Here is a 21809-nt window from a genome sequence, read left to right as displayed (position 1 = left end):
CATTGTTTCTATACTACTTGGTTAATTGGACACCAAGAGACCTTCGACCTTCCGCCTGGCGCGATCAAGGAAGCCGAGCCATGAATACCAAACCGTCGTCCAGCGCTGTGATCCTGGCGCTCTGTGCTCTCGTGTTTGGCTGTACCGAAAGTGAGACAACCTTTAAAGAGGATACCGGCTCCGGGGCGGCCCAGATACCCGGGGCCGATCCGGGGGGCGGTGGATCTGACCCCGATCCGAGCGGCGGCCCGGAACCCCGTCTAAGCCCGCCGAGGGTTATTGCCACTACGCCGGAAAACAATGCCGGCGAGGTCGATCGCACCGCTGATATCAGCGTCCGGTTTAGTGAAGACATCCTTGGCACCAGTATTTCCGGCAGCAGCCTGACGCTGAGCGCTGGTGGTGAGGCTGTTCCCGGCGCCGTTCGGTTTGATGCGGAAACCAATACCCTGAATTTTTCACCTGAAGACCGCTTGCCAAAGACAGCCCTCATCGACGCAGTTGTGGATGATCAGGTTGCTGATCTGAACGGGAGCCCCCTGGGGGAAGCATACCGATGGTCCTTTACCACCTCCGGGCCATACTGGGCAGACGCGGTTGTCCTGGACGCAGACTCAGGCCCGGTCATCGGGCCCCAACTGGCCAGCAACGCAAGAGGCGATGCCATTGTTGTCTGGGTCCAGGACGAGGACCTATATGCCCGAATATTCGATGGGGATGACGGCTCATGGCGCAGTATCGAGCGCATCAAAGGGAAGGTGGAAGACAGCGCCAGGCCCCATGTGGCAATGGATCCTTCAGGCAATGCGGTGGTGGTCTGGAGTAAGGAGAACAACGATCGCGTCTACGCTCGACGATTCGACGCAGGCCGTGGACGTTGGGAGAAAGACACCCGCATCGGGGGTGACGACGCCAGTAATCCCAGAGTGGCTATGGACGCCCGGGGTGGGGCTATCGCAGTCTGGCAGCAACGTGGGGCTCTCTCGAACAACATCTACGCGAGTCGGTTGGCGGGAAGGGGCGACTGGGGTGATCCTGTGCGTCTTGAAAACCTTTCTGATCACAGTCGCCGGCCGCAAGTCGCCATGGATGCCAATGGTAACGCGGTGGTCGTCTGGCGACAGCGGGTTAGTTTTTTCAGCATCTTCAATACCTTCACTGTCTACGCGAATCGATTCATTACAGGTTCTGGATGGCGTGGTCCGGAGCCCGTTGGCCCCAGCGTGAACCCCGCGGCCCCACCGGAGTTAGCGATGGACCAGTCAGGCCGGGCCTTTGTTGTCTGGCGGCAGTCGGATGGTGGCAACCAGAATATCTACGCAAGTCGCGTGGTGGGCTCCGGAGGATGGTCGGGTGCGGTGCCTATCGGCTCGGGCGTCCCCAACGGTGTTCAGCCCCACATAGCCACGGATGGTCGCGGCAACGCCTTTGTTACATGGCGACAATTCAGTGACGGACGCTATCGCATTCAGGTAAACCGGTTCAGTGGTGGCTGGCAGGGAATCACCAACCTTCAGACCACGGCTGACCAGGCCGACGACCCAAAGGTTGCGGCGGCTGCCAATGGCGATGCCGTTGTGGTGTGGGTGCAGCGTGAGGATGGTGGGTATTACATAAATGCCCGAAGTTTTGATCGTGGCGAGAATGCGTGGGAAGACCGGGAACGCATCAGTGGTGTTTCCGGTGCTCTCTTTGAGCCTGGCATCGCCCTGGGTGCTGATGGCGATGCCCTGGCTGCCTGGATTCAGGTCTCTGGTGGGCAAAATGATCTGATGGCCAATCGGTATTACTAGGGGCGAGGAGTGTGCAGGTTTACGTGCCGATGATCGCACATTGACTCTTTAGTTATGGGCCAAGTATGGCTGGAATGGGAGGATGTCCTCTGTCGACCAGATTCTGCGCCTTGGTCCGGCCGCGGTCCTGAATTCCCTGAATGAACTCAGTGATGGCTTTCGAGTACGCCGGCCAGTTCTCGAACATCGGCATATGTCCACTTCCTTCAATGAACACCTTTCGCGAGCCGGGAACGGCATCTGCAAGTTCGTGTGTGCGCTCGATAGAAACATACGGATCTTTGTTACCGCATAGAACGAGAGCTGGACGCTTGAGTGATGGCAGGTGAGGGGTAAGGTCCAGCCTCACCAGGTCCCGGAAGTAGATGCCCATGGAACGCCGGCAGATTTTCTGCATCGCCGGGAAATAGTACTGCAGGTAACCCGGAAACTCCGCGTGGGCGAAAAACTCCCCGGGAGAGGCCACAACATCCCGCAAGAACAGCCGATGAATGGGCTCCGAGAGGGCATTCATCTTCAGAATCATGGACACGAGGCCTCGCCCCACCTGGCCCAACCGGGTTGCCAGCCACTGAAAGGCGGCATATACCCCGTTTTCTTCCTGCCCCGTTAAGGCACTTCCCATCGCGATGACGCCCAGGACACGATCAGGATGCCGGGTTGCGGCGAAAAGGGCGGCCTGCCCGCCTGTGGAGTGGCCGACCAGGATGCATGGCTGGTCGCCGATCAGTGTGTTGATCTGCTCAAGCAGGGCGTTCGTGAGTCGCTGCTCATTAATCTGCTCTGAGCTTGAAAGGCTTGCTGAGGGGTAGTGCCCGGGCAGGGCAATGGCGTAGACCGGACGGTCGCCAAACACGGATAAATGGGGCGGGTGCCAGAAATACACCGAGCTGATCAGTCCGTGGATCAGAACAACGGGGACACCCTTACTGTGTTCGTTGAACGCCAGACATGTGTATCCGGGCAGTTTTATCTGTCTGGGGCCGCTGAAATCCTGGGGCATAGGTGGGTATCCGTTCCACGTAGGTTATCATCGTTTCCCATCGTAGACGCGACGGTACCTTGCGGACTCCTTTTTCGGAGCTGGTTCAATGTTTCGTCGCGGGAGTCGATATGTCGACTGGCTCTTGTCAGGGCGGGTCACCATGGAGGCAAAAAAAAGCCCGCTAGGAAGCGGGCTTTCGAAAAACTGGTAGCAAGGGGCGGAGTCGAACCGCCGACCCCAGCATTATGAGTGCTGTGCTCTAACCAACTGAGCTACCTTGCCAAATCGTTCTGGGCATCGCCCCAAACGAGGCGCGTATTTTCAGCATTTGTGCGGGGGCTGTCAAGGCCTCCGGCCAGCTTTTTCCAGCAAAAATTACACGTTAAAACGGAAGTGAATAACGTCGCCGTCCTTAACGATGTAATCCTTGCCTTCCAGGCGCCATTTACCCGCTTCCTTGGCACCGGCTTCGCCGTTGCCTGCCACGTAATCGTCGTAGCTGACCACCTCTGCCCGGATAAAGCCCCGCTCGAAATCGGTATGAATCACGCCGGCAGACTGGGGCGCTGTGGCGCCGATCTTGGTGGTCCAGGCGCGGACTTCCTTAACGCCGGCGGTGAAATAGGTCTGCAGGCCCAGCAGGTTGTAGCCGGCGCGAATCACGCGGTCCAGGCCAGGCTCTTCCATGCCCATTTCATCCAGGAACATGCTCTTTTCGTCATCCTCCAGTTCGGAAATTTCGGCTTCAATTTTGTTGCAGATGGGCACGACAACGGCACCTTCCTCTGCCGCGATGGCCTTTACCTCATCCAGGTACGGATTGTTCTCGAACCCGTCCTCGCTGACGTTGGCGATGTACATGGTGGGCTTGACGGTCAGAAGGCACAGCTCCCGGATCAGCGCTTTTTCTTCGTCGGCCAGATCCATGCCGCGCACGGGCTTACCCTCGTTCAACACCGGCAGAAGTTTCTCGAACACCTCAAGTTGGGCTTTGGCCGTTTTGTCACCGCTCTTGGCGACGCGCTGTACCCGTTTGATGGCGTTCTCGACGGTGTCCATGTCGGCCAGCGCCAGTTCGGTGTTGATGACCTCTATGTCGGCAGCCGGGTGTACCTTGTTAGCGACATGGATAACGTTGTCGTCTTCGAAGCAGCGGACCACGTGGGCAATGGCATCGGTCTGGCGAATATTGGCGAGGAACTGGTTGCCCAGGCCTTCGCCCTTGGAGGCACCGGCCACCAGGCCTGCAATGTCCACAAATTCCATGGAGGTGGGCACCACGCGCTCGGGTTTGACGATCTCGGCCAGTTTGTTCAGGCGCGGGTCCGGCATGGGGACCACGCCGGCGTTGGGTTCAATCGTGCAGAACGGAAAGTTCTCGGCGCCAATGCCGGCTTTGGTCAGCGCGTTGAACAGGGTGGATTTGCCGACGTTGGGAAGGCCAACGATGCCGCAGTTAAAGCCCATGGAATGCCTCTGCTGATGCTTGAAAAAATGTGGCCGGATTATACCGGTCGAGGCACCGGGGTGCGAGTAGGAGGAATACGGAGTTGGTGCCGCCAGGCCCTCGGGCAGGGGGGAAGAGTTACTCGGACTTGAAACTGTGCAGCCGGTTCATGGCAGCCGCCAGTTTGCCATTGGCCGCATCCGGTAACACCCGAATCACTTCATCAATCACAGCGTCCAGTTGCTCATGCTCACGCTTGCCAAATCGGCCTAGAACGTAGCCGGTCACCTGTCGGCTGTCGCCGGGGTGTCCGATACCGAGGCGCAGGCGTTGGAAATCGCGAGTGCTCAGATGGCTGATGGTATCCCGCAGGCCGTTATGTCCACCGTGTCCGCCGCCTTTTTTCAGCTTGGCGGTACCGGGTGGCAGGTCGAGTTCGTCGTGGGCGACGAGAATCTGCTCGGGGGTGATCTTGAAGAAATCCGCCAGTGCCTTGATGGAGAGGCCGCTGCGGTTCATGAAGGTGGTGGGGTTCAGAAGATGCAGGTCCATGCCCTGCCAGTGAATGCGGGCGTACAGCCCGTGGTACTTGCGCTCGGGGCGCAGCGACTGGCCCGCATGGCGGGCCAGTGCCTCGACGAACAGGGCGCCGGCATTGTGGCGGGTATTTTCATAGTCGGAACCGGGGTTACCCAGCCCCACCACCATGAGAATGTCCTGTGCCATGTGCCGTCGCCCCGGGAGAACTTACTCCTCGCCGCCTTCTTCGCCTTCACCTTCGCCTTCGGCGTCCTCGGCTTCGTCAGCCTTGGTGCCCTTGGGCATGTGAATAGCAACAACCGGCAGGTCGTGGTCCTCACCTTGCTGCAACGCAGCGATAACAACACCCTTGGGCAGTTTCAGGTCGCTCAGGTGAATAACCTGGTCCATCTCTACGTCCTGCATGTCCACTTCGATGAACTCAGGCAGGTTCTGCGGACGGCAGATCACTTCTACTTCGTTCATCTGGTGGGTCACGATACCACCCTGATTCTTCACGGCAGACGCTGTTTCTTCATTAATGAAGTGCAGCGGTACGTTGACGTGGATGTCGTGGTCCTTGTCCACACGCAGGAAGTCAGCGTGGGTCAGGATCGGCTTGTACGGGTGACGCTGCAGATCCTTCAGGATGACGCTTTCTTTCTTACCCGCGATATCGACGGTCAGAACGTGTGAGAAGAAGGCTTCGTTTTCGAGGGCCTTCTTCAGCTCGTTGTGCCAGATGGAAATGGCAACAGCGTCTTTTCCGCCGCCGTAGATGATGGCCGGAATCTTACGCTCTTCGCGACGCAGGCGGCGGCTCGCACCTTTCCCCTGATCGTCACGAGGAAATGCTTCAATCACAAAATCCTGAGACATGGTATTACCTCACGTGTCATCTGATCGGCCCGCGACCAGGCTCGGTTCAGATGATGGTTAATATAGCCGGGAATCTTTTCCCGACCGACGAAAAGGATCGGGAGCCCATGGTAGGCTCCCGATCCGTTAACTGCGTTCCTGGCCTGAACCCGGTTTCCCGGACGTCGTTCAGGCGTTATCGAACATGGCGCTGATGGACTCTTCGTTGCTGACGCGACGAATCGACTCTGCCAGCAGTCCGGCCATTCCGAGGACGCGGATTCTATCACAATTCCGGGCTTTGTCATCCACCGGAATGGTGTCGCAGACAACCAGTTCATCCAGGGTGGAGGCGTTGATGTTATCGATAGCCGGTCCGGACAGTACCGGGTGGGTGATGTAGGCAACCACGCGGGAAGCACCATGCTCCTTGAGCGCGTTGGCCGCTTTGCACAGGGTGCCGGCGGTATCGATGATGTCGTCTACCAGGATGCAGGTCTTGTCTTTGACGTCACCGATGATGTGCATGACCTGGGCTACGTTCGCTTTCGGGCGACGCTTGTCGATGATGGCCAGGTCGGCGTCGTCCAGTTTCTTCGCCACGGCGCGGGCGCGAACGACACCGCCAACGTCTGGTGAAACCACAACGAAGTTTTCAAAACGCTGCTTTTCAATGTCTTCGAGCATGACCGGGGTCGCGTAGATGTTGTCCACTGGAATGTCGAAGAAGCCCTGAATCTGGTCGGCGTGCAGATCGACGGTCAGTACGCGATCCACGCCGATGCTGGAAATCATATCGGCAACGACTTTGGCGCTGATGGCGACCCTGGTAGAGCGTACCCGGCGATCCTGGCGTGCGTATCCGTAGTAGGGGATTACCGCAGTAACGCGAGTCGCGGAGGCACGACGCAGTGCGTCAGCCATCACGATCAGTTCCATCAGGTTATCGTTGGTCGGGTAGCAGGTCGGCTGGATGATGAAGACATCATGGCCGCGCACATTTTCGTTGATTTCGACAGCGGTTTCGCCGTCGCTGAAACGGCCAACGGTGGCCTGGCCCATGGGAATGTGCAGTTTCTGCGCGATGGCCTTGGCAAGTTCCGGATTGGCGTTGCCAGCGAAAATCATCAGTTTGGACACGACGGCATCCTTCTCAGTATCAGCGTTTGATTCAGAGCGAGCGGGAGAGAGGTGGCTGGGGTGGCAGGATTCGAACCTGCGCATGACGGGATCAAAACCCGTTGCCTTACCACTTGGCGACACCCCAGTATCGTGCTTTCTTGGCATCAGTTTAGCTCTGTCAGCTTTTCGTGTAGAGGTGAAATGTTCACCCCTCTAGCTACGAACCCCGTGATGCCGGAGGGTTTGCTTTCCCAGATAATCCGGGCTGCGGATTCTGTCGGGAAACGTCCAAAAATGCAAGCCCCGGTTCCGGTTAATCTTGCAGGTCCGAATTGTGTCAGCCAGTCCAGGCTTTCTTTAACCTCAGGATACAGTTTGCGAACTACATCCTCACAGTCGTTTCGGTACCTCGAGGCGTCTCCCTCAAAAGCGGGCGCTATTTTGATTCTCGGGGTGTCCCTTGTCAACCCTTCCTCGGAAAAAATCTTGCCGGTGTTGATGCTGCAGTCTGGCTTGAGAACAACGAACCAGTCTTCGGGAGGATTGGCTGGTGTGAGCTGCTCGCCAACGCCTTCACCGAAGGCGGCATGGCCGCGTACGAATACCGGCACATCGGCGCCCAGGCCCAGGCCGATGTCCGCCAGTGCATCGGCAGACAGGTTTAGCTCCCAGAGGTGATTCAGTCCTACCAGTGTGGTGGCTGCATTGGAACTCCCGCCTCCAAGTCCGCCCCCCATGGGAAGGCGCTTGTCGATGCTGATGGTCACGCCCGGAAGAGGGTGTCTGGCCTGGTCGATCAGCGCATTGGCTGCCCGGATGATCAGATTGTCTTCCTCTGCAACGCCAGGAAGAGATTCGGTCAGGCGGACTCCCGGCTGGTCGGGGGTCAGGGTGAACGTGAGGTCGTCTCCGTAATCCAGAAACTGAAACAGGGTCTGCAGTTCGTGATAGCCATCCGGTCGGCGGCCAACGATGTGCAAAAACAGGTTCAGCTTTGCCGGAGATGGCAGGGTAATCGAGGTCTTCACTTTGTGTTTCCGAGTTCTCGCCAATCGCTGATGACCAGTCGAACCCGTTTGTCGTCCTTCAGGGCGGTGATTTTCGCAGGCAGACTCGGGTGGCTGGGCAAGAATTTTTGCCAGCGGTCGTAGCGGATTTCCCAGCCGGATTGGCGAATGATGGCCAGTTGCTGATCGGTGCCGAACAGCAGTCGAAAATCCTCGCCCGGGGCAGGCAGTCCACGTATCCACCAGATCAGATGGTTCAGCGGCAGTTGCCAGCCGGTGGCTGCTTCGACCAGGGCTTCCGGATCACCGGATTGGTAGATGTCGCCACCGGGAAGGGTCAGTTCAATGAATCCCGGCGTACCTTTCAGTCGAGTGCTGCCCATGCCGAGGAACGATGACGACAGGGCGAGGTCGTAAACCTCGCCCTTCTGTACCCACTGGTTAATCAGGGCCGTACCACTGTCAGAGGGTTGGCGGATGGCCAGTTTACCCATCAACCGCCAGTGGTCGAACTGGCGAAGCTGTTCGCTTCGCCCGGTCCAGTTGGCTGGGGGTTGGTCGGTCATGCCTTCTGGTAATGGTTCCACCTGTATGGTGGTACAGGCGGAAACGAGAGCGATCAATGGAAGGAGCAGCCAGAAGCGGATCAGCTGTGTCATTAATTGTCGCTGCTTTCGGTCAGTCGTTCGATGGTTTCCCTGAGAATCTCGTGATCCGGATCCATATCCAGCCCTTCTTTCCAGATGATGCGGGCCTGCTCGCGCGCGCCAGTTGTCCACAGTGCTTCGCCATAGTGAGCGGCGATTTCCGGATCGGTGTATTCGGACCATGCTCGGGACAGGTAGTCCAGTGCCTGCTCTACATCGCCCTCAAGAAACAGGACCCAGCCCATGCTGTCCAGGATGGCCGGGTTCTCCGGGTCCAGTGCCAGGGCCCGTTCGATGTAATTGCGGGCCTCGTCCAGCCGGTCAGTCTTGGTGGTCAGGATGTAGCCAAGTGCGTTGAGGGCTACCGAGTTGCCCGGATCCTGGTTGATGATGAGCTGGAGGTCTTCCTCCGCCGGGGCTGTTTGCCCCTGCATGTCCAGCAGCATGGCCCGGGCATAGCGGATCTGAATGTTTTCGGGGTAGAGCTCTACCGCACGGGAGGCGCTTTCGAGCGCAGTCTGCTCTTCTTCCTGTTCCATCAGCAAGTTGACTTCCAGCAGGCGATAATTTTCATCCTGTGCCGGGTTGGCCTCGCGAAGATTGCGTATGTTGCTGACGGCTTCGTCGAGCTGGTCGTTCTCGGCAAGAAGCGCGCTCTTTCGAGCCAGTGCGGAAAAGTAGAAATTGCCTTCTGCCACCCGTCCATAGTAGTTGATGGCGGGCTGGATGTTGCCTTCGCCGTCTTCGATCCGTCCGAGGTAGTAATTGGCTTCGCTGATATGGTGACCTTCTTCAATCAGCTGGGTGAGGTCTTCCCTGGCCAGATCGGTCTCGCCGTTTTCAATGGCCACCAGTGCATGGGATAACCGCAGGCCCGGAGTATCCGGAAACTGGTTGACCAGTCGATCGAACTCGTCCTGCGCGGCGCGAACCTCCCCTTCGTTAATCAGTACGCGGCCATACAGGGTGCCCATCTGGCGGTTGGATGGATAGCGCCGGGTGTTGGTGAGCAGGTAGTCGAGGGCTTCCCGCTTCTGTCCGGTCTGGTAGAGGAGATCGCCCTTGAGGGTGATGCCCGGCTGAAAGTTCGGGTTGTCCTCGAGTAGGGCGTCTATGCGGCTGAGAGCTTCGTCAGGGCTGCCGTTCATTTTCAACAGTAAGGCAGTGCTGTATTCCAGTTCCACCGATTCGGGGTGCTGCTCGGCCATTTCCTTGTAAAGGGCCAGAAGCTCTGCCTGCCGTTCGGGAGGCAGGTTGCTGGCCATGATGGCAAGGGCGTCGAAGTCGGCATCGGCCCCCAGGTCCATCAGGGTTTCCATGTGCCCGAGCGCAGCTTCCAGTTCATTTCTTTTTACCGCCTGGATGGCGGCGATGCGATGCGCCTCCACGCTGTCTGGTTCGACCTCAAGCCAGAGGTTTGCCAGTTGCTGCTGTGCGTTGTCGCCATTAAGCGACTGGGCAATCCGCATCGCGCGGGAGATGACTCCCTTGTCGCGGGACAGCTTGGCGGCCTGGAGGTAGTTGACGAGGGTGATGTCGTAGCGACCACGTTGAGCTGCAATTTCCCCGGACAGCAGGAGGTAAAGTACTTCCGGCTCGAATTCCGCGTATTCGATGGCTTCTTGCTGTTCGCCTGCGGCCTCGGCTGGAGCCGGTTCCTTTTGCTCTGCCGGCTCTTCGTTAGGGCCGGTCAGGCTGGCGCAGCCCGTGAGCGAAAGTGCGATCAGGCAGCTGGTCAGCAGTGGTGCGAATTTGTACATGCATCTTCCCATGATTATGTCGACAGCGCGTCAAGCGTAACGGCCGCGAATAACTGTTATACGCCGAGGAGGCACGCAGCCGTGGCCGAGCCCCTATAATGGCATAAGCCTTTCATCTTGCCCAACCTGTCCGCACTTCCCGAATCGACAGGGCTTTATGGTGGCAGTAGCAGGCTCTGACCGGTAAAATGCCGGAAAATATCCCCTGAATCCGTAAGGTTGTTCAAACCCGATATGGCACTGGTTACGCTCGGTATCAATCATCGTACTGCTCCCGTGGAGCTGCGCGAGCGCGTTGCGTTTACGCCCGAGCGAATGGCCGAGGCGTTCACCGAACTCCGCGCCGCCTCCGGCGCCAGTGAAACTGCCATCCTTTCCACCTGTAACCGCACCGAACTTTACCTGGCCGGTGATGACGACTGTGCACCGCTGGTCCTGCGCTGGCTGGCTGGTTTTCATGATGTGGATGTGGCGGATCTTGAACAGTCCTTCTATGTGCACAGGGATGGCGACGCGGTTCGTCACATGATGCGAGTTGCTGCAGGGCTGGATTCCATGGTGCTGGGCGAACCCCAGATTCTCGGCCAGCTGAAGGACGCCTATGCCCTGGCGCGGGAAAACCAGGCCAGCGGGTCCTTCCTGTCGCGGTTGTTTGAACAGACCTTCTCCGTCGCAAAACGTGTCCGGACCCAGACCGCCATCGGTGAGAACCCGGTGTCTGTCGCCTATGCGGCCGTCAGTATGGCCCAGCATATCTTTTCCGACCTGTCCCGTAACAAAGCGCTGCTGATCGGGGCGGGCAATACCATCGAGCTGGTGGCAAAGCACCTGTCCGATGCCGGCGTTACCGAGTTTCTGGTGGCCAATCGCACCCTGGAACGTGCGCAGAATCTTGCCGGCCAGTATGGTGGGCAGGGCCTGTTGTTGTCCGATATCCCTGAGCACCTGGCAGACGTCGATATCATCATTTCCTCTACCGCCAGTTCCTTGCCCATCTTGGGTAAAGGCGCGGTGGAGCGGGCCCTGAAAACCCGCAAGCACAAACCCTATTTCATGGTGGACATCGCCGTTCCCCGGGACATTGAGCCGGAAGTGTCGTCTCTGGATGACGTGTACCTCTATACCGTGGACGATCTGCGCCAGGTCATCGAAGAGAATATCCGTTCCCGCGAAGGGGCTGCCCGTGAGGCGGAAAACCTGGTGGCTGCAGGGGTTCAGGATTTCCAGAATCAGTTGCGTGCCCTGGATGCGGTTTCGACGCTCAAGCAGTTCCGACGCCGTGCCGAGATTCTGCGTGATATGGAAACGGAGAAAGCTCTCCGGTCACTGCGCAACGGCGGCGACCCTGAGACGATTCTGCGAAGCCTCGCCCGAGGCCTGACCAACAAACTGTTGCATGAACCTTCGGTCCAGGTGCGTAAAGCGACCACCGAAGGACGCCCTGAGGTCACGGAGTGGCTGCGTGAGCTCCATAAGCTGGACGCGTTGGAAGCCGACGAGCCGACCACCACGGAAAAACTATGAAACCATCGATTGAAAACCGTCTCGATCATCTGAGTGATCGTTACGAGGAAGTCAGCGCGTTGCTGAGCGATGCCTCGGTCATTTCCGATCAGAGTAAATTCCGGGAGCTGTCCCAGGAATTCGCCGAGATTGAGCCGATTGTTCAATGTTTCAAGGCCTGGCGGGAGTCGCTTGCGGACATTGAAGCCGCTCGGGAGCTGGCGGAGGATGGCGACGCCGATATGCGCGAAATGGCCGCCGAGGAGCTGGAGGCGGCCCAGGCCAGGAGCGAAGAGCTGGATGAAGAACTCCAGCGCCTGATGTTGCCCAAGGATCCGAACGATAAGAAGAGTGTGTTCCTCGAGATTCGTGCGGGAACCGGCGGTGATGAGGCTGCGATCTTCGCCGGCGATCTTTTCCGCATGTACAGCCGCTACGCTGAAAAGCGGCGCTGGCAGGTGGAGCTTCTGAGTGAGAGTGAAGGCGAGCACGGTGGCTATAAGGAAGTGATTGCCCGGGTCGGTGGTGAGGGCGTCTACGGTGCGTTGAAATTTGAGTCCGGCGCCCACCGGGTTCAGCGGGTTCCGGAAACCGAATCCCAGGGGCGTATTCACACCTCGGCCTGTACCGTGGCCGTCATGCCCGAGGCCGATGAGGCCGAAGCGGTGGAGATCAACAAAGCGGATTTGCGGGTGGATACCTTCCGTGCCTCTGGGGCGGGTGGTCAGCACGTTAACAAAACCGATTCCGCCATCCGGATTACCCACCTGCCTACGGGCATCGTGGTGGAGTGTCAGGAAGAGCGTTCCCAGCATAAGAACCGCGCCAAGGCCCTGAGTCTGCTGGCGTCCCGGTTGCAGAATGTTGAAATTGAACGCCAGCAAAAGGAAGTGGCGGAAACCCGCAAGAGCCTGGTGGGCAGTGGTGACCGGTCCGAGCGTATCCGCACCTATAACTTCCCCCAGGGACGGGTGACTGATCATAGGATTAACCTGACGCTGTATAAGCTGGACGAGGTCGTGTCCGGTGATCTCGACGCGGTGGTGGTTCCTTTGCAGCAGGAGCACCAGGCCGAACTCCTCGCCTCGCTGTCTGATGATCAGTAAATCCTCACTGACCTGTGAGAGTCTGATAAGAAAGGCCGCTGAGCGCATCGGCGGTGACAGCCCCCGGCTGGATGCAGAGCTTCTGCTCAGCCATATCACCGGCCTGAGTCGTACCAGTTTTCGTGCCTGGCCCGAGCGGCTAATTACTCCGGAGCAGACGGAATCCTTCGAGCGGCTGGTGCTCGACCGTATCACGGGCAGACCGATCGCCCATTTGCTCGGCCATCAGGAGTTCTGGTCGCTGCCTTTGCGTGTAAGCTCTTCTACCCTCATTCCCCGTCCCGATACCGAGTGTCTGGTGGAGCAGGCCCTGACACTTGATCTTCCCGAATCAGCCAATGTCCTGGATCTTGGCACCGGTACCGGCGCCATCGCGCTGGCGTTGGCCAGTGAACGACCGAACTGGCAGGTGACCGCCTGCGATGTTGTCGAAGAAGCGGTTGAGCTGGCCAAGAGCAATGCCCGGGAGCATGGGCTGCCGGTGCAGGTGTTCCAGAGTTCCTGGTTTGCGAGCCTGCCGCCAGGTCGGTTCGATCTCATTGTGTCGAACCCTCCTTATATTGCTGCGGATGACCACCATCTGGGGGAGGGCGATGTGCGCTTTGAGCCGACATCTGCGCTGGTGGCCGGACAGGATGGACTGGACGATTTGCGGCTGATCGTCGACCAGGCGCCGGATTGGCTGAATACCGGCGGCTGGCTGCTGGTGGAGCACGGATACGATCAGGCGAATGCCGTACAGGCGCTCTTCCGAGATCGAGGTTTTGGTGCAGTTGAAAGCCGAAAGGACTATGGTAATCACAAGCGTATGACGCTCGGGCAGTGGCCCTCCAAGGGCGTTAAGGAACCGCAAACATAAGGACAATTCCATGCTCAGCGACGAGGAACTGATTCGCTACAGCCGGCAGATTCTGTTGCCCCGTTTTGATGTGGCAGGTCAGGCAAAGCTGCGTGAGGCCAGCATTCTGGTGGTTGGCGCTGGCGGACTGGGTTGCCCCGTTGCCTTGTATCTGGGAGCTGCCGGTGCAGGGAGTCTCACCCTGGTTGATGACGACACAGTGGAGCTGGCCAACCTGCAGCGGCAGATCGGGTTCGATCAATTGCAACTTGGCGAGCCGAAGGCCGCTGCCTTGGCCGAGCGGGTGCGGCAGATCAACCCGCTGGTGTCTGTGGAAGCCATCACGGAGCGGCTGGATGGGGACTTGTTGCATCAAAAGGTTGCCGCAGCATCACTGGTGGTGGACTGCAGTGACAACTTTGCCACCCGCTTCGCCCTGAATCGCGCCAGCGTGAAAGCCGGTGTGCCGCTGGTATCCGGTGCAGCCATCCGTGGCGAAGGCCAGCTCGCGGTGTTTGATCCCCGCGACAACGAAAGCCCCTGCTACCACTGCCTGTACCCCGAGCAGGGTAATGAAGACCTGAGCTGCTCCCAGGCCGGTGTGATTGCACCGCTGGTGGGCATGATCGGTTCGGCGCAGGCCATGGAAGCCATCAAGATGGTATCGGGTGTGGGGACACCGCTCGTCGGGCGATTGCTGGTTCTGGATGCCTGGGACATGCAATGGCGGGACATGAAGCTGGCGCGTGATCCTGAGTGCCCGGTGTGCGGTCTGCAGTGACCGCAGCTGGGAGTATGTCGAGCCTGGCAAGGCCTGCCAGTCTCTCCTGTAGACTCCTGAGTTGCCTGCCCCCCCCTGAATCAATCCTTCAGTGCCTGAAACTTGGCTATTGCTTCTTTCCGGCTTTCCTTCAGGTCCACGATTGGCCTGGGATACCCGCCGGGAATCACGCCCCCCTTGCCGGGGTCATGAATCCGCTTGTTATCCAGTTTCGCCAGTTCGGGCACCCACTGGCGGATGAACAGCCCCTTCGGGTCGAACCGTTCACTCTGGGTGGTGGGGTTGAACACCCGGAAGTAGGGCGCCGCATCGGTTCCGGTTGAGGCACTCCACTGCCAGCCGCCGTTGTTCGAGGCCAGGAATCCATCCACCAGCTTGGACATGAAGTAGGCTTCGCCAAGCCGCCAGTCAATAAACAGGTTCTTGGTCAGGAACATCGCGGCGATCATTCGCAGGCGATTATGCATCCAGCCTGTCTTGTTGAGCTGGCGCATGGCGGCATCAACAACAGGTATCCCGGTGTTACCCGTTTTCCAGGCTTCGAACGCGTCGCCCGGCTCGTTCCACTTCAGCGCCTCGGTCTCGGGTTTGAAGGCCCGGTGCATACTGATGCGGGGATAGTGATACAGAATGTTGATGTAGAAGTCCCGCCAGGCGATTTCGCTGATCCAGGTGACGTATCCCTCCTGGTTGCCTCCGCCTCCTTGGGCTTCCCGGGCGGCGAGCAGGCACTGCCGGCCGGACAGAACGCCATTGGCCAGGTAGGGCGAAAGCTGGCTGGTGCCATCAATAGCCGGGAAATCCCGGTCTTCTTTGTACCGACCGGCGGATTCTTCGAGAAAGGTCTCAAGTTGCTGATGCGCGGCGGTTTCCCCGGTTTCGACGAGGGGCGTGGGTGCCTCCCGGAAAGCATCCGGGATGTCGGTCAGCTTTTCTGGCTTGATCGCTGCACCCTGAGATGCAGGGCGAGGCAAAACCACCGGCTGGTTTTCCTCAATCCACGCCTTCCAGCGCCGAGAAAACGGAGTGAATACGGAGTAGGGTTCTTCCTGTTGGGTGAGCACCGCGCCCACCGGAGCAACGGTTTGATCGCGATACTTGCAGACATTCACGCCCAGCTCGTCCAACCGTTGTTTCAGGCGCTTGTCCCGGCGGCGTTCGTTAATGCCGTATTCCTCGTTAAAGTGGAGTCGGACAATGCCCTGTTCCCGACAAAACTGTTCGAGCTTTTCCACGCTGTCGTCAAACGTTTGGGCCTGGATCAACGTCAGAGGGATGCCGAGCGCGGCCAGGTCCTCGGCTAAAGCGTTGGCGTGGGCGATCACGAACTGAACCCGTGCGGGAGACCAGTCGTGTTCCTGCCACTGGCGCGGTGTGACCACAAAGCAGGCCTGTACGCCGTTGTTCTGTTTGCATGCCGCTGTCAGGGCGGGGTTGTCGGCGACCCGCAAGTCGTTACGAAACCAGACCAGTTCTTTCATCGTCTGTCCTGTTGGGTGGTCGGGGAGCGAATAGGCGTAACTACGACTAATTGATTCAATGAAATCACAGACTTGGGTATTCGTCGTGGGCGAGTGTTTGGATTATAGTAGACGCCGTATCGCTTCATTGTTACAGGAGATGCCCAGCAGACATGGATTCGGTAGCCGAGGGCCGTAGTGACGGCGTGTGGGCAAAGCCCTACAGTTTGTCGTCGGGGCAAACCCAGTATCATGAGCTTGGTCAGGTTCGCCTCTGGATCACGTTGCTGGATCGCGAATGGCAGGTAAGGGCTCAGACTCTGGAATCGGGAACAGACCCGGTCACCTGGACGGAAGGCGTCAGTCATGTGCTGCCCTCAATCGACGTGCCGCTTCAGCGGTTTATCCGGACCACCGATACGGACACCGAATCCGTCACTTTCATTCCGGCGGTCGCCTCCCTGCCAACGGTGATCCGCCCATACCAGGCCATGACCATTCCTGCCGGTCAGCGCTGTGTGATTTACGTTGGAACCCTGGTGTGGATGAAGGTCTGTGTTGGTGAGAGTCAGTCGGTTCTGACGGAAGTCCCGCTGGCGGTGCCCTCCATGACCTGGGTTGGTCCCAACACAATGGAAGGCGAACTTTGTTATTCATCGGCCAGTTTTGCTCGTCTGGTGTTGGAAGCGGTGCCCAAGCGACCCTGGCGAGCCATTACCCCGGTGACCATCATCAACCGACGAAAGGAGCCTCTGCTGCTGGAGCGCTTCAGCCTTCCCACGCCGTTGCTGTCGCTTCACTTGAATTCGAAGGGGCAGCTGTGGACGCCTGGTGTGACGGTGGAGTGTGAAACCGATATGAATTCTGCCACCCTGCGTGTGGACCAGGCCCTGATGCCGGCGGCGGGAGACGCCCAACAAGTTGGGCCGGCCCGGGAGCGGGTTTCCCGTGGCCGACTGATTCGGGCCTTTGACCGGATGTTCGGGTAATTCAAGGAGCAGACATTGGAAGACAACGCGGGCACCGACGCCCTGTTCGGATGGATCAGCACTGACCTCAGCCAGTGGCTGAATGCGGCGTTTCTGGTGATTCTTGGGCTGATACTGGGCTCGTTGGCAGCCAGGAGTATCTCCCGGCTCATTGGGGACCGCACATCCCGGCACCATAATGTCGTTATCCGGCGCCTGGTGTTTTATGTGGTGGTCCTGCTGTTTGCCATGGCGGCCCTTCGGGAAGCCGGCTTTTCCCTGGATGTGGTGCTGGGTGCCGCTGGTATCCTGACCGTTGCCCTCGGTTTTGCATCCCAGACCTCGGCGTCCAACATGATCAGCGGATTATTCCTGTTGATGGAGAAATCCTTCGAGATTGGTGATGTGATTGAGGTGGAGGGAACCATCGGTGAGGTGGTGGCGATCGACTTGCTGAGTGTCAAACTGCGCACGCCGGACAACCTTTACGTTCGTATTCCCAACGAAACCCTGATCAAGTCCAGAGTGGTGAACCGGTCGAGGTTCCCGATACGCAGGCTCGACCTGGTCGTAGGGATTGCCTACGCTGAAGATGTAGAGCGCGTGGAAACCTTGTTGCTCAAACTGGCCGAAAACGAGCCGGTTTGTCTTGAGGAGCCAAAGCCCTTTGTCGTGGTCACGGCCTTCGGTCCATCGTCAGTAGACGTGCAGTTTTCCGTCTGGGTGCCGCAGGACAAAGTCCTCGATGGGCGTAGCAGCATCATGGTGGCCATCAAGAAAATGCTTGATCGCGAAGGCATCGAAATCCCCTTCCCACATACCAGTGTCTACGCGGGCAGCCACTCCGCACCGTTCCGCGTTCAGCTTCTGGGACCGGACACTCAAGATAATAAGGAAATTCTGGATGTCGACGAAAAATGAGAAAGGCATCGAGCCTGATGAGCAGGTCACCGACAGCGCCAAAATGGCCCTGGGCTGGCGAGAATGGGTCGCACTGCCTGACCTCGATATCAACCGGATCAAAGCCAAAGTGGACACGGGCGCCAGAACGTCCTGCCTGCACGCGTTTCGCACGGAGCCCTACACGGAAAACGGTGAACGCAGGGTCCGATTCTGGGTCCATCCGGTGCAAAACGATCTGCACGAAGTGATTGAATGCGATGCCAGGATTCTGGATGAACGGGTGGTATCCGACTCCGGTGGCCACCGTGAGGAACGCCTGGTGATCGAAACAACGCTGGTTGTCGGGCAGCAGCGCTGGCCCGTTGAAATGACACTGACCAACAGGGATTCCATGCGTTTCCGGATGTTGTTGGGACGCACGGCAATGGCCAGACGCGCTGTTGTCCACCCTGAAGCCTCGTACCTCGCCGGAGAACCGGACCTAAGGACTGACGTATGAAAATTGCGGTTTTATCCCGGAACAAGAATCTGTATTCCACCCGACGCATGGTGGAGGAGGGCATCAATCGGGGGCATGAGGTACATGTCATCGACTGCCTGCACTGTTCCATGAACATTACCTCCGCCAACCCCCAGATCCATTATCACGAGGAAATCCTGGACGGGTTTGACGTGGTCATCCCCCGGATCGGTGCGTCGGTCACCTTCTACGGCACGGCTGTGCTGCGTCAGTTTGAGATGATGGGGGTTTTCCCTGTTAATGAGTCGGTCGCAATTTCCAGATCGCGGGATAAGCTTCGTTCACTGCAGCTTCTGGCCCGCAAAGGCGTGGGCATGCCGGTGACAGGCTTTGCCAACAAGCCGGATAACGTGCCCGAGCTGCTCAAAATGGTGGGCGGTGCGCCGGTGGTGATCAAGTTGCTGCAGGGCACCCAGGGTATTGGCGTTGTGCTGGCGGAAACCCGCAAGGCGGCGGAGAGTGTGATTGAGGCCTTCATGGGCTTGAAAGCCGATATCCTTGTGCAGGAGTTCATCAAGGAAGCAGGCGGTGCGGATATTCGCTGCTTCGTGATCGGCGACAAGGTCATCGCTGCGATGAAGCGGCAAGGGGCCGACGGGGAATTCCGCTCCAATTTGCACCGTGGTGGTACGGCCTCCCTGGTTCGGATTACTCCGGAAGAAAGGCGCACGGCGGTCATGGCGGCCAAATCCATGGGGCTGAATGTGGCTGGTGTGGACTTACTGCGCTCCAGCCGTGGGCCACTGGTGATGGAGGTGAATTCCTCACCGGGGCTGGAGGGCATTGAGAGTGCGACCGGCAAGAATGTCGCCGGCATGATCATCAACTGGACCGAAAAGAACTACAAGCCGTGGAAAACAAGAACTAAAGGGCGGGGATGATGTATGGCTCGTGAGCCATTTGAAATAGCAGGGACGCTGATAAAACCGGGTACGCGGGAAACCGTGGAAGTGCCGGTTGCCAAACTCTACACCCATACGCCGCTGCATATCCCGGTGGAGGTGATTCACGGTCGCCGGGACGGCCCCGTCATGATGGTATGTGCCGCGATTCATGGCGACGAGATCAATGGCGTGGAAATCATTCGCCGGGTGCTGAAGAACTCGGCACTCCGGCATCTCCGGGGAACGCTGGTGGCGGTTCCCATCGTAAACATCTTTGGCTTCGTCCAGCGCACCCGTTACCTGCCGGACCGCCGGGACCTGAACCGGTGTTTTCCGGGCAATGAAACCGGTTCTCTGGGAGGGCGCATTGCGTACTTGCTGCGCACCCAGATCATGGAGAAAGTCACTCACATCATCGATCTGCACACCGGAGCCATTCACCGCTTTAATCTGCCGCAAATCCGTGCTGAGCTGAACAACCCGGAAACCGAACGCATGGCCAACGCTTTTGGTGCGCCGATCATCATCAAGGCCGGACTGCGGGAGGGCAGCTTGCGAGCCTACGCCGATTCTCTGGACATTCCCGTCATCACCTTTGAAGGCGGCGAAGCCCTACGCTTTGACGAGGTGGTCATCACCAGCGGTGCCAGGGGAGTGATCCGGGTAATGCGGGAACTGGAAATGATCCCGGTGAAAAAAGCCCCCAAGGCGCCCAAAAACCGTTCGGAAACGGCCGTTACATCCCAGTGGGTGCGGGCCGACATTGACGGGATCATGCGTCCCATTGCCTGGCTTGGGCAGAAGGTACGCAAAGGCCAGCGTCTGGCCATGGTGGCAGACCCTTTCGGGGAATCCGAAGCGACCGTGCTGTCGCCCTGTTCCGGCATCGTGATCTGCGTGAATAACCTCCCCTTGGTGAACGAGGGGGAGGCGATCTATCACATCGCCCGTTTCGAGGAGCTGGGCGAGGCAGAGAAGGCCATGGATTATTTCCGAAGCTCCCTGGAAAACGAATCGCCCGATGCGGTTGTTCCGGTGCATCCGTGGGACGATTTGCAACGATAGGCCTGTGTCCGGGAGGCGTGGGATGATTTGGGATCAAACTATCATTGAGCTCTCGCCCCTGCCCAGGGGCTTTCATCTCGTGACTAATGAAATTCTGGCACAGGCCCCGGAACTGACCCATTGTGAAGTGGGGTTGCTGCACCTGTTCATTCAGCACACCTCCGCGTCGCTGGCGGTCAACGAGAATGCCGATCCGGATGTGCGAGGTGATCTGGAGCGTCATTTCAATGTGATGGTGCCGGAGAATGCCCCGCACTATGCCCATGTCATGGAGGGACCGGATGACATGCCTGCCCACATCAAAAACATCATGATCGGCCCCTCGCTGACGCTACCCATTCATCAGGGGCGCCTTGCCCTTGGTACCTGGCAGGGAATTTACCTGTGTGAGCATCGGAACCGGGCCGGAAGTCGGCGGCTGGTTGCGACGCTTCAGGGGCGCTGGTGATTCCCTTCGACTTTCGTCCTAGACCTTTCTCCGAATATCCCAGCTAGACTGATAACGGGATGTTTCCTAATCAGTTTTGCGTTTGGAAACCGAATGCTGGAGGTAATCTCCGTGCGCCTGGCCCGAATCGAATCAGGGCGGACAGGGCAATATCATTTCTTGCTCAGTACTGATAAACAATAAAGAAAGGGAGATCGATCACCATGAAAAAACAAGCCGTTCTGGCTGCGCTAGCCTCTACTCTCGTTGTTGCAACTCCGATTTCGGCTCAGGACCGTGAAGGCTGGCCGGAGAGCTTTACCGTTGGAACCGCCAGTCAGGGGGGAACCTATTTTGCCTATGGATCTGGCTGGGCGAACTTTGTTGCCGAAAACCTGGGCGTTTCTGGCGGCGGTGAAATCACGGGTGGTCCGATGCAGAATATGGCCCTGGTGCACACCGGCGACCTCAAGTTTGGTCTGACCACGCTTGGCCCGGCGCGGGAATCCATGGACGGTAATAGTCCGCTGGCGCCAGGTATGAAAATGAACAATGTGTGCGCCATGTTCCCGATGTACGAAACGCCGTTTTCAGTGACCGCTCTGTCCAGTTCCGGCATCAAGTCTATTTCTGATATTCCGGATGGTGCCACCATCGGCTTTGGCCCTGCCGGTTCCACGTCAGACACTTATTTCCCCCGGATGATGGAAACTCTGGGCGTCAACTTCGAGCGCCGTAACGGTAGCTGGTCTGATCTTGGTGGCCAGCTCCAGGATGGTCTGATCGACGTCGTTGCGTTTGCAGCCGGTGTGCCAGTGCCTGCCGTAAGCCAGCTTGAGGCTCAGACCGACGTTAACATCATCAGCATGACCGATGAGGAAGCGGCCAAGATTACCGAGGCGTTTCCGGTTTCCGAGTTCAACATCCAGCCAGGAACCTACCAGTCGTTGGACGAGCCGTCCCGGGTTGTCTCCATGTGGAACTTCGCCATGGTCAACTGCGACGTTCCGGAAAGCTTCGTGTATGAAATTACTAAGCTGACCATGGAAAACAACGACAAGATGGTATCCATCCACAAGGCCGCCCGGCACTCCGTTCCTGAGAACTACGACAAGAACAACGTGTTGCCGTGGCACCCAGGAGCCGCTCGCTGGTTCAATGAGAACGGTTTCCCCATTGAAGACGGCGCGATCAAGTAGTAACCAGCTGTAGTGAA

Annotated in this window: 21 protein-coding genes and 2 tRNA genes; 12 read left to right on the top strand and 11 right to left on the bottom strand. The window is 58.3% G+C overall.

Going from position 1 to position 21809, the window contains the following annotated elements; translation table 11 throughout:
• Positions 1-80: 80 nt before the first annotated feature.
• On the top strand, positions 81-1793 hold the full coding sequence (locus QVZ43_RS14950; RefSeq protein ID WP_302910570.1) for an Ig-like domain-containing protein: 1713 nt from the start codon (positions 81-83) through the stop codon (positions 1791-1793).
• A gap of 52 nt (positions 1794-1845) precedes the next feature.
• Here the strand turns inward: QVZ43_RS14950 and QVZ43_RS14945 are convergent, their stop codons facing one another.
• The 10 genes from QVZ43_RS14945 to QVZ43_RS14900 all read right to left on the bottom strand — a co-directional run bounded on the left by QVZ43_RS14945 (position 1846) and on the right by QVZ43_RS14900 (position 10138).
• Positions 1846-2796, bottom strand: coding sequence for an alpha/beta fold hydrolase (locus QVZ43_RS14945; protein ID WP_302910569.1), 951 nt, complete (start codon positions 2794-2796; stop codon positions 1846-1848).
• 187 nt (positions 2797-2983) lie between these two features.
• A tRNA-Met gene (locus tag QVZ43_RS14940) sits at positions 2984-3060 on the bottom strand.
• A 93-nt stretch (positions 3061-3153) separates the two neighbouring features.
• The gene (gene ychF / locus QVZ43_RS14935) at positions 3154-4245 is read right to left on the bottom strand and encodes a redox-regulated ATPase YchF (protein WP_223792773.1); all 1092 of its coding nucleotides are present in this window, start codon (positions 4243-4245) and stop codon (positions 3154-3156) included.
• A 118-nt stretch (positions 4246-4363) separates the two neighbouring features.
• Complete coding sequence (gene pth, locus QVZ43_RS14930) at positions 4364-4951, bottom strand: aminoacyl-tRNA hydrolase (protein WP_223792774.1); 588 nt, start codon at positions 4949-4951, stop codon at positions 4364-4366.
• Positions 4952-4972: 21 nt separating this feature from the next.
• Entirely contained in the window at positions 4973-5623 is a 651-nt protein-coding gene (locus tag QVZ43_RS14925) for a 50S ribosomal protein L25/general stress protein Ctc (protein ID WP_223792775.1), read from the bottom strand.
• 168 nt (positions 5624-5791) lie between these two features.
• A complete protein-coding gene (locus QVZ43_RS14920) occupies positions 5792-6742 on the bottom strand; it encodes a ribose-phosphate pyrophosphokinase (protein ID WP_223792776.1) in 951 nt (316 codons plus the stop codon).
• 52 nt (positions 6743-6794) lie between these two features.
• Positions 6795-6869, bottom strand: a tRNA-Gln gene (locus QVZ43_RS14915).
• 19 nt (positions 6870-6888) lie between these two features.
• A complete protein-coding gene (ispE, locus tag QVZ43_RS14910) occupies positions 6889-7752 on the bottom strand; it encodes a 4-(cytidine 5'-diphospho)-2-C-methyl-D-erythritol kinase (protein WP_302910568.1) in 864 nt (287 codons plus the stop codon).
• Positions 7749-8381 carry a lipoprotein insertase outer membrane protein LolB gene (lolB, locus tag QVZ43_RS14905; RefSeq protein ID WP_302910671.1) on the bottom strand — a complete coding sequence of 211 codons (633 nt, stop codon included), beginning with the start codon at positions 8379-8381 and terminating at the stop codon, positions 7749-7751. Before lolB ends, ispE begins: the two co-directional genes overlap by 4 nt.
• 8 nt (positions 8382-8389) lie before the next feature.
• Positions 8390-10138, bottom strand: a complete 1749-nt coding sequence (locus QVZ43_RS14900) for a tetratricopeptide repeat protein (RefSeq protein ID WP_302910567.1) — start codon at positions 10136-10138, stop codon at positions 8390-8392.
• Between the two features lie 234 nt (positions 10139-10372).
• Here QVZ43_RS14900 and hemA point away from each other — a divergent pair, with 234 nt between their 5' ends.
• From hemA to QVZ43_RS14880, 4 genes are read left to right on the top strand one after another with little or no spacing between them, the layout of a single operon-like run.
• Positions 10373-11662: a glutamyl-tRNA reductase gene (gene hemA, locus QVZ43_RS14895; RefSeq protein WP_302910566.1), complete on the top strand. Its 1290-nt coding sequence runs from the start codon at positions 10373-10375 to the stop codon at positions 11660-11662.
• Positions 11659-12747, top strand: coding sequence for a peptide chain release factor 1 (prfA, locus tag QVZ43_RS14890; protein WP_302910565.1), 1089 nt, complete (start codon positions 11659-11661; stop codon positions 12745-12747). The genes hemA and prfA overlap by 4 nt, the downstream gene beginning before the upstream one ends.
• A complete protein-coding gene (prmC, locus tag QVZ43_RS14885) occupies positions 12737-13606 on the top strand; it encodes a peptide chain release factor N(5)-glutamine methyltransferase (RefSeq protein ID WP_302910564.1) in 870 nt (289 codons plus the stop codon). The genes prfA and prmC overlap by 11 nt, the downstream gene beginning before the upstream one ends.
• A gap of 10 nt (positions 13607-13616) precedes the next feature.
• Positions 13617-14366, top strand: coding sequence for a HesA/MoeB/ThiF family protein (locus QVZ43_RS14880; protein WP_302910563.1), 750 nt, complete (start codon positions 13617-13619; stop codon positions 14364-14366).
• Between the two features lie 80 nt (positions 14367-14446).
• Here the strand turns inward: QVZ43_RS14880 and phrB are convergent, their stop codons facing one another.
• Positions 14447-15847: a deoxyribodipyrimidine photo-lyase gene (gene phrB, locus QVZ43_RS14875; RefSeq protein ID WP_302910562.1), complete on the bottom strand. Its 1401-nt coding sequence runs from the start codon at positions 15845-15847 to the stop codon at positions 14447-14449.
• 152 nt (positions 15848-15999) lie between these two features.
• Between phrB and QVZ43_RS14870 the strand changes: the two genes are divergently transcribed.
• The 7 genes from QVZ43_RS14870 (at position 16000) to QVZ43_RS14840 (ending at position 21792) form a co-directional block, all read left to right on the top strand.
• On the top strand, positions 16000-16815 hold the full coding sequence (locus tag QVZ43_RS14870; protein ID WP_302910561.1) for a hypothetical protein: 816 nt from the start codon (positions 16000-16002) through the stop codon (positions 16813-16815).
• A 15-nt stretch (positions 16816-16830) separates the two neighbouring features.
• The gene (locus QVZ43_RS14865) at positions 16831-17715 is read left to right on the top strand and encodes a mechanosensitive ion channel family protein (RefSeq protein ID WP_302910560.1); all 885 of its coding nucleotides are present in this window, start codon (positions 16831-16833) and stop codon (positions 17713-17715) included.
• A complete protein-coding gene (locus QVZ43_RS14860) occupies positions 17699-18196 on the top strand; it encodes an ATP-dependent zinc protease family protein (protein WP_302910559.1) in 498 nt (165 codons plus the stop codon). Before QVZ43_RS14865 ends, QVZ43_RS14860 begins: the two co-directional genes overlap by 17 nt.
• Positions 18193-19098, top strand: coding sequence for a 30S ribosomal protein S6--L-glutamate ligase (gene rimK / locus QVZ43_RS14855; RefSeq protein ID WP_223792787.1), 906 nt, complete (start codon positions 18193-18195; stop codon positions 19096-19098). Before QVZ43_RS14860 ends, rimK begins: the two co-directional genes overlap by 4 nt.
• Positions 19099-19101: 3 nt before the next feature.
• Positions 19102-20166 (top strand): succinylglutamate desuccinylase/aspartoacylase family protein, encoded by a 1065-nt coding sequence (locus QVZ43_RS14850; protein WP_223792788.1) that lies wholly within the window; start codon positions 19102-19104, stop codon positions 20164-20166.
• Positions 20167-20188: 22 nt separating this feature from the next.
• Positions 20189-20614 carry a secondary thiamine-phosphate synthase enzyme YjbQ gene (locus tag QVZ43_RS14845; protein ID WP_302910558.1) on the top strand — a complete coding sequence of 142 codons (426 nt, stop codon included), beginning with the start codon at positions 20189-20191 and terminating at the stop codon, positions 20612-20614.
• A gap of 203 nt (positions 20615-20817) precedes the next feature.
• Complete coding sequence (locus tag QVZ43_RS14840; protein ID WP_302910557.1) at positions 20818-21792, top strand: TAXI family TRAP transporter solute-binding subunit; 975 nt, start codon at positions 20818-20820, stop codon at positions 21790-21792.
• Positions 21793-21809 lie beyond the last annotated feature (17 nt).

It is taken from the genome of Marinobacter suaedae, from assembly GCF_030519635.1.
Classification (GTDB): domain Bacteria; phylum Pseudomonadota; class Gammaproteobacteria; order Pseudomonadales; family Oleiphilaceae; genus Marinobacter; species Marinobacter suaedae.
The sequence above is the reverse complement of the archived record's forward strand: the minus strand, read 5'-3'. Positions and strand labels throughout refer to the sequence as shown.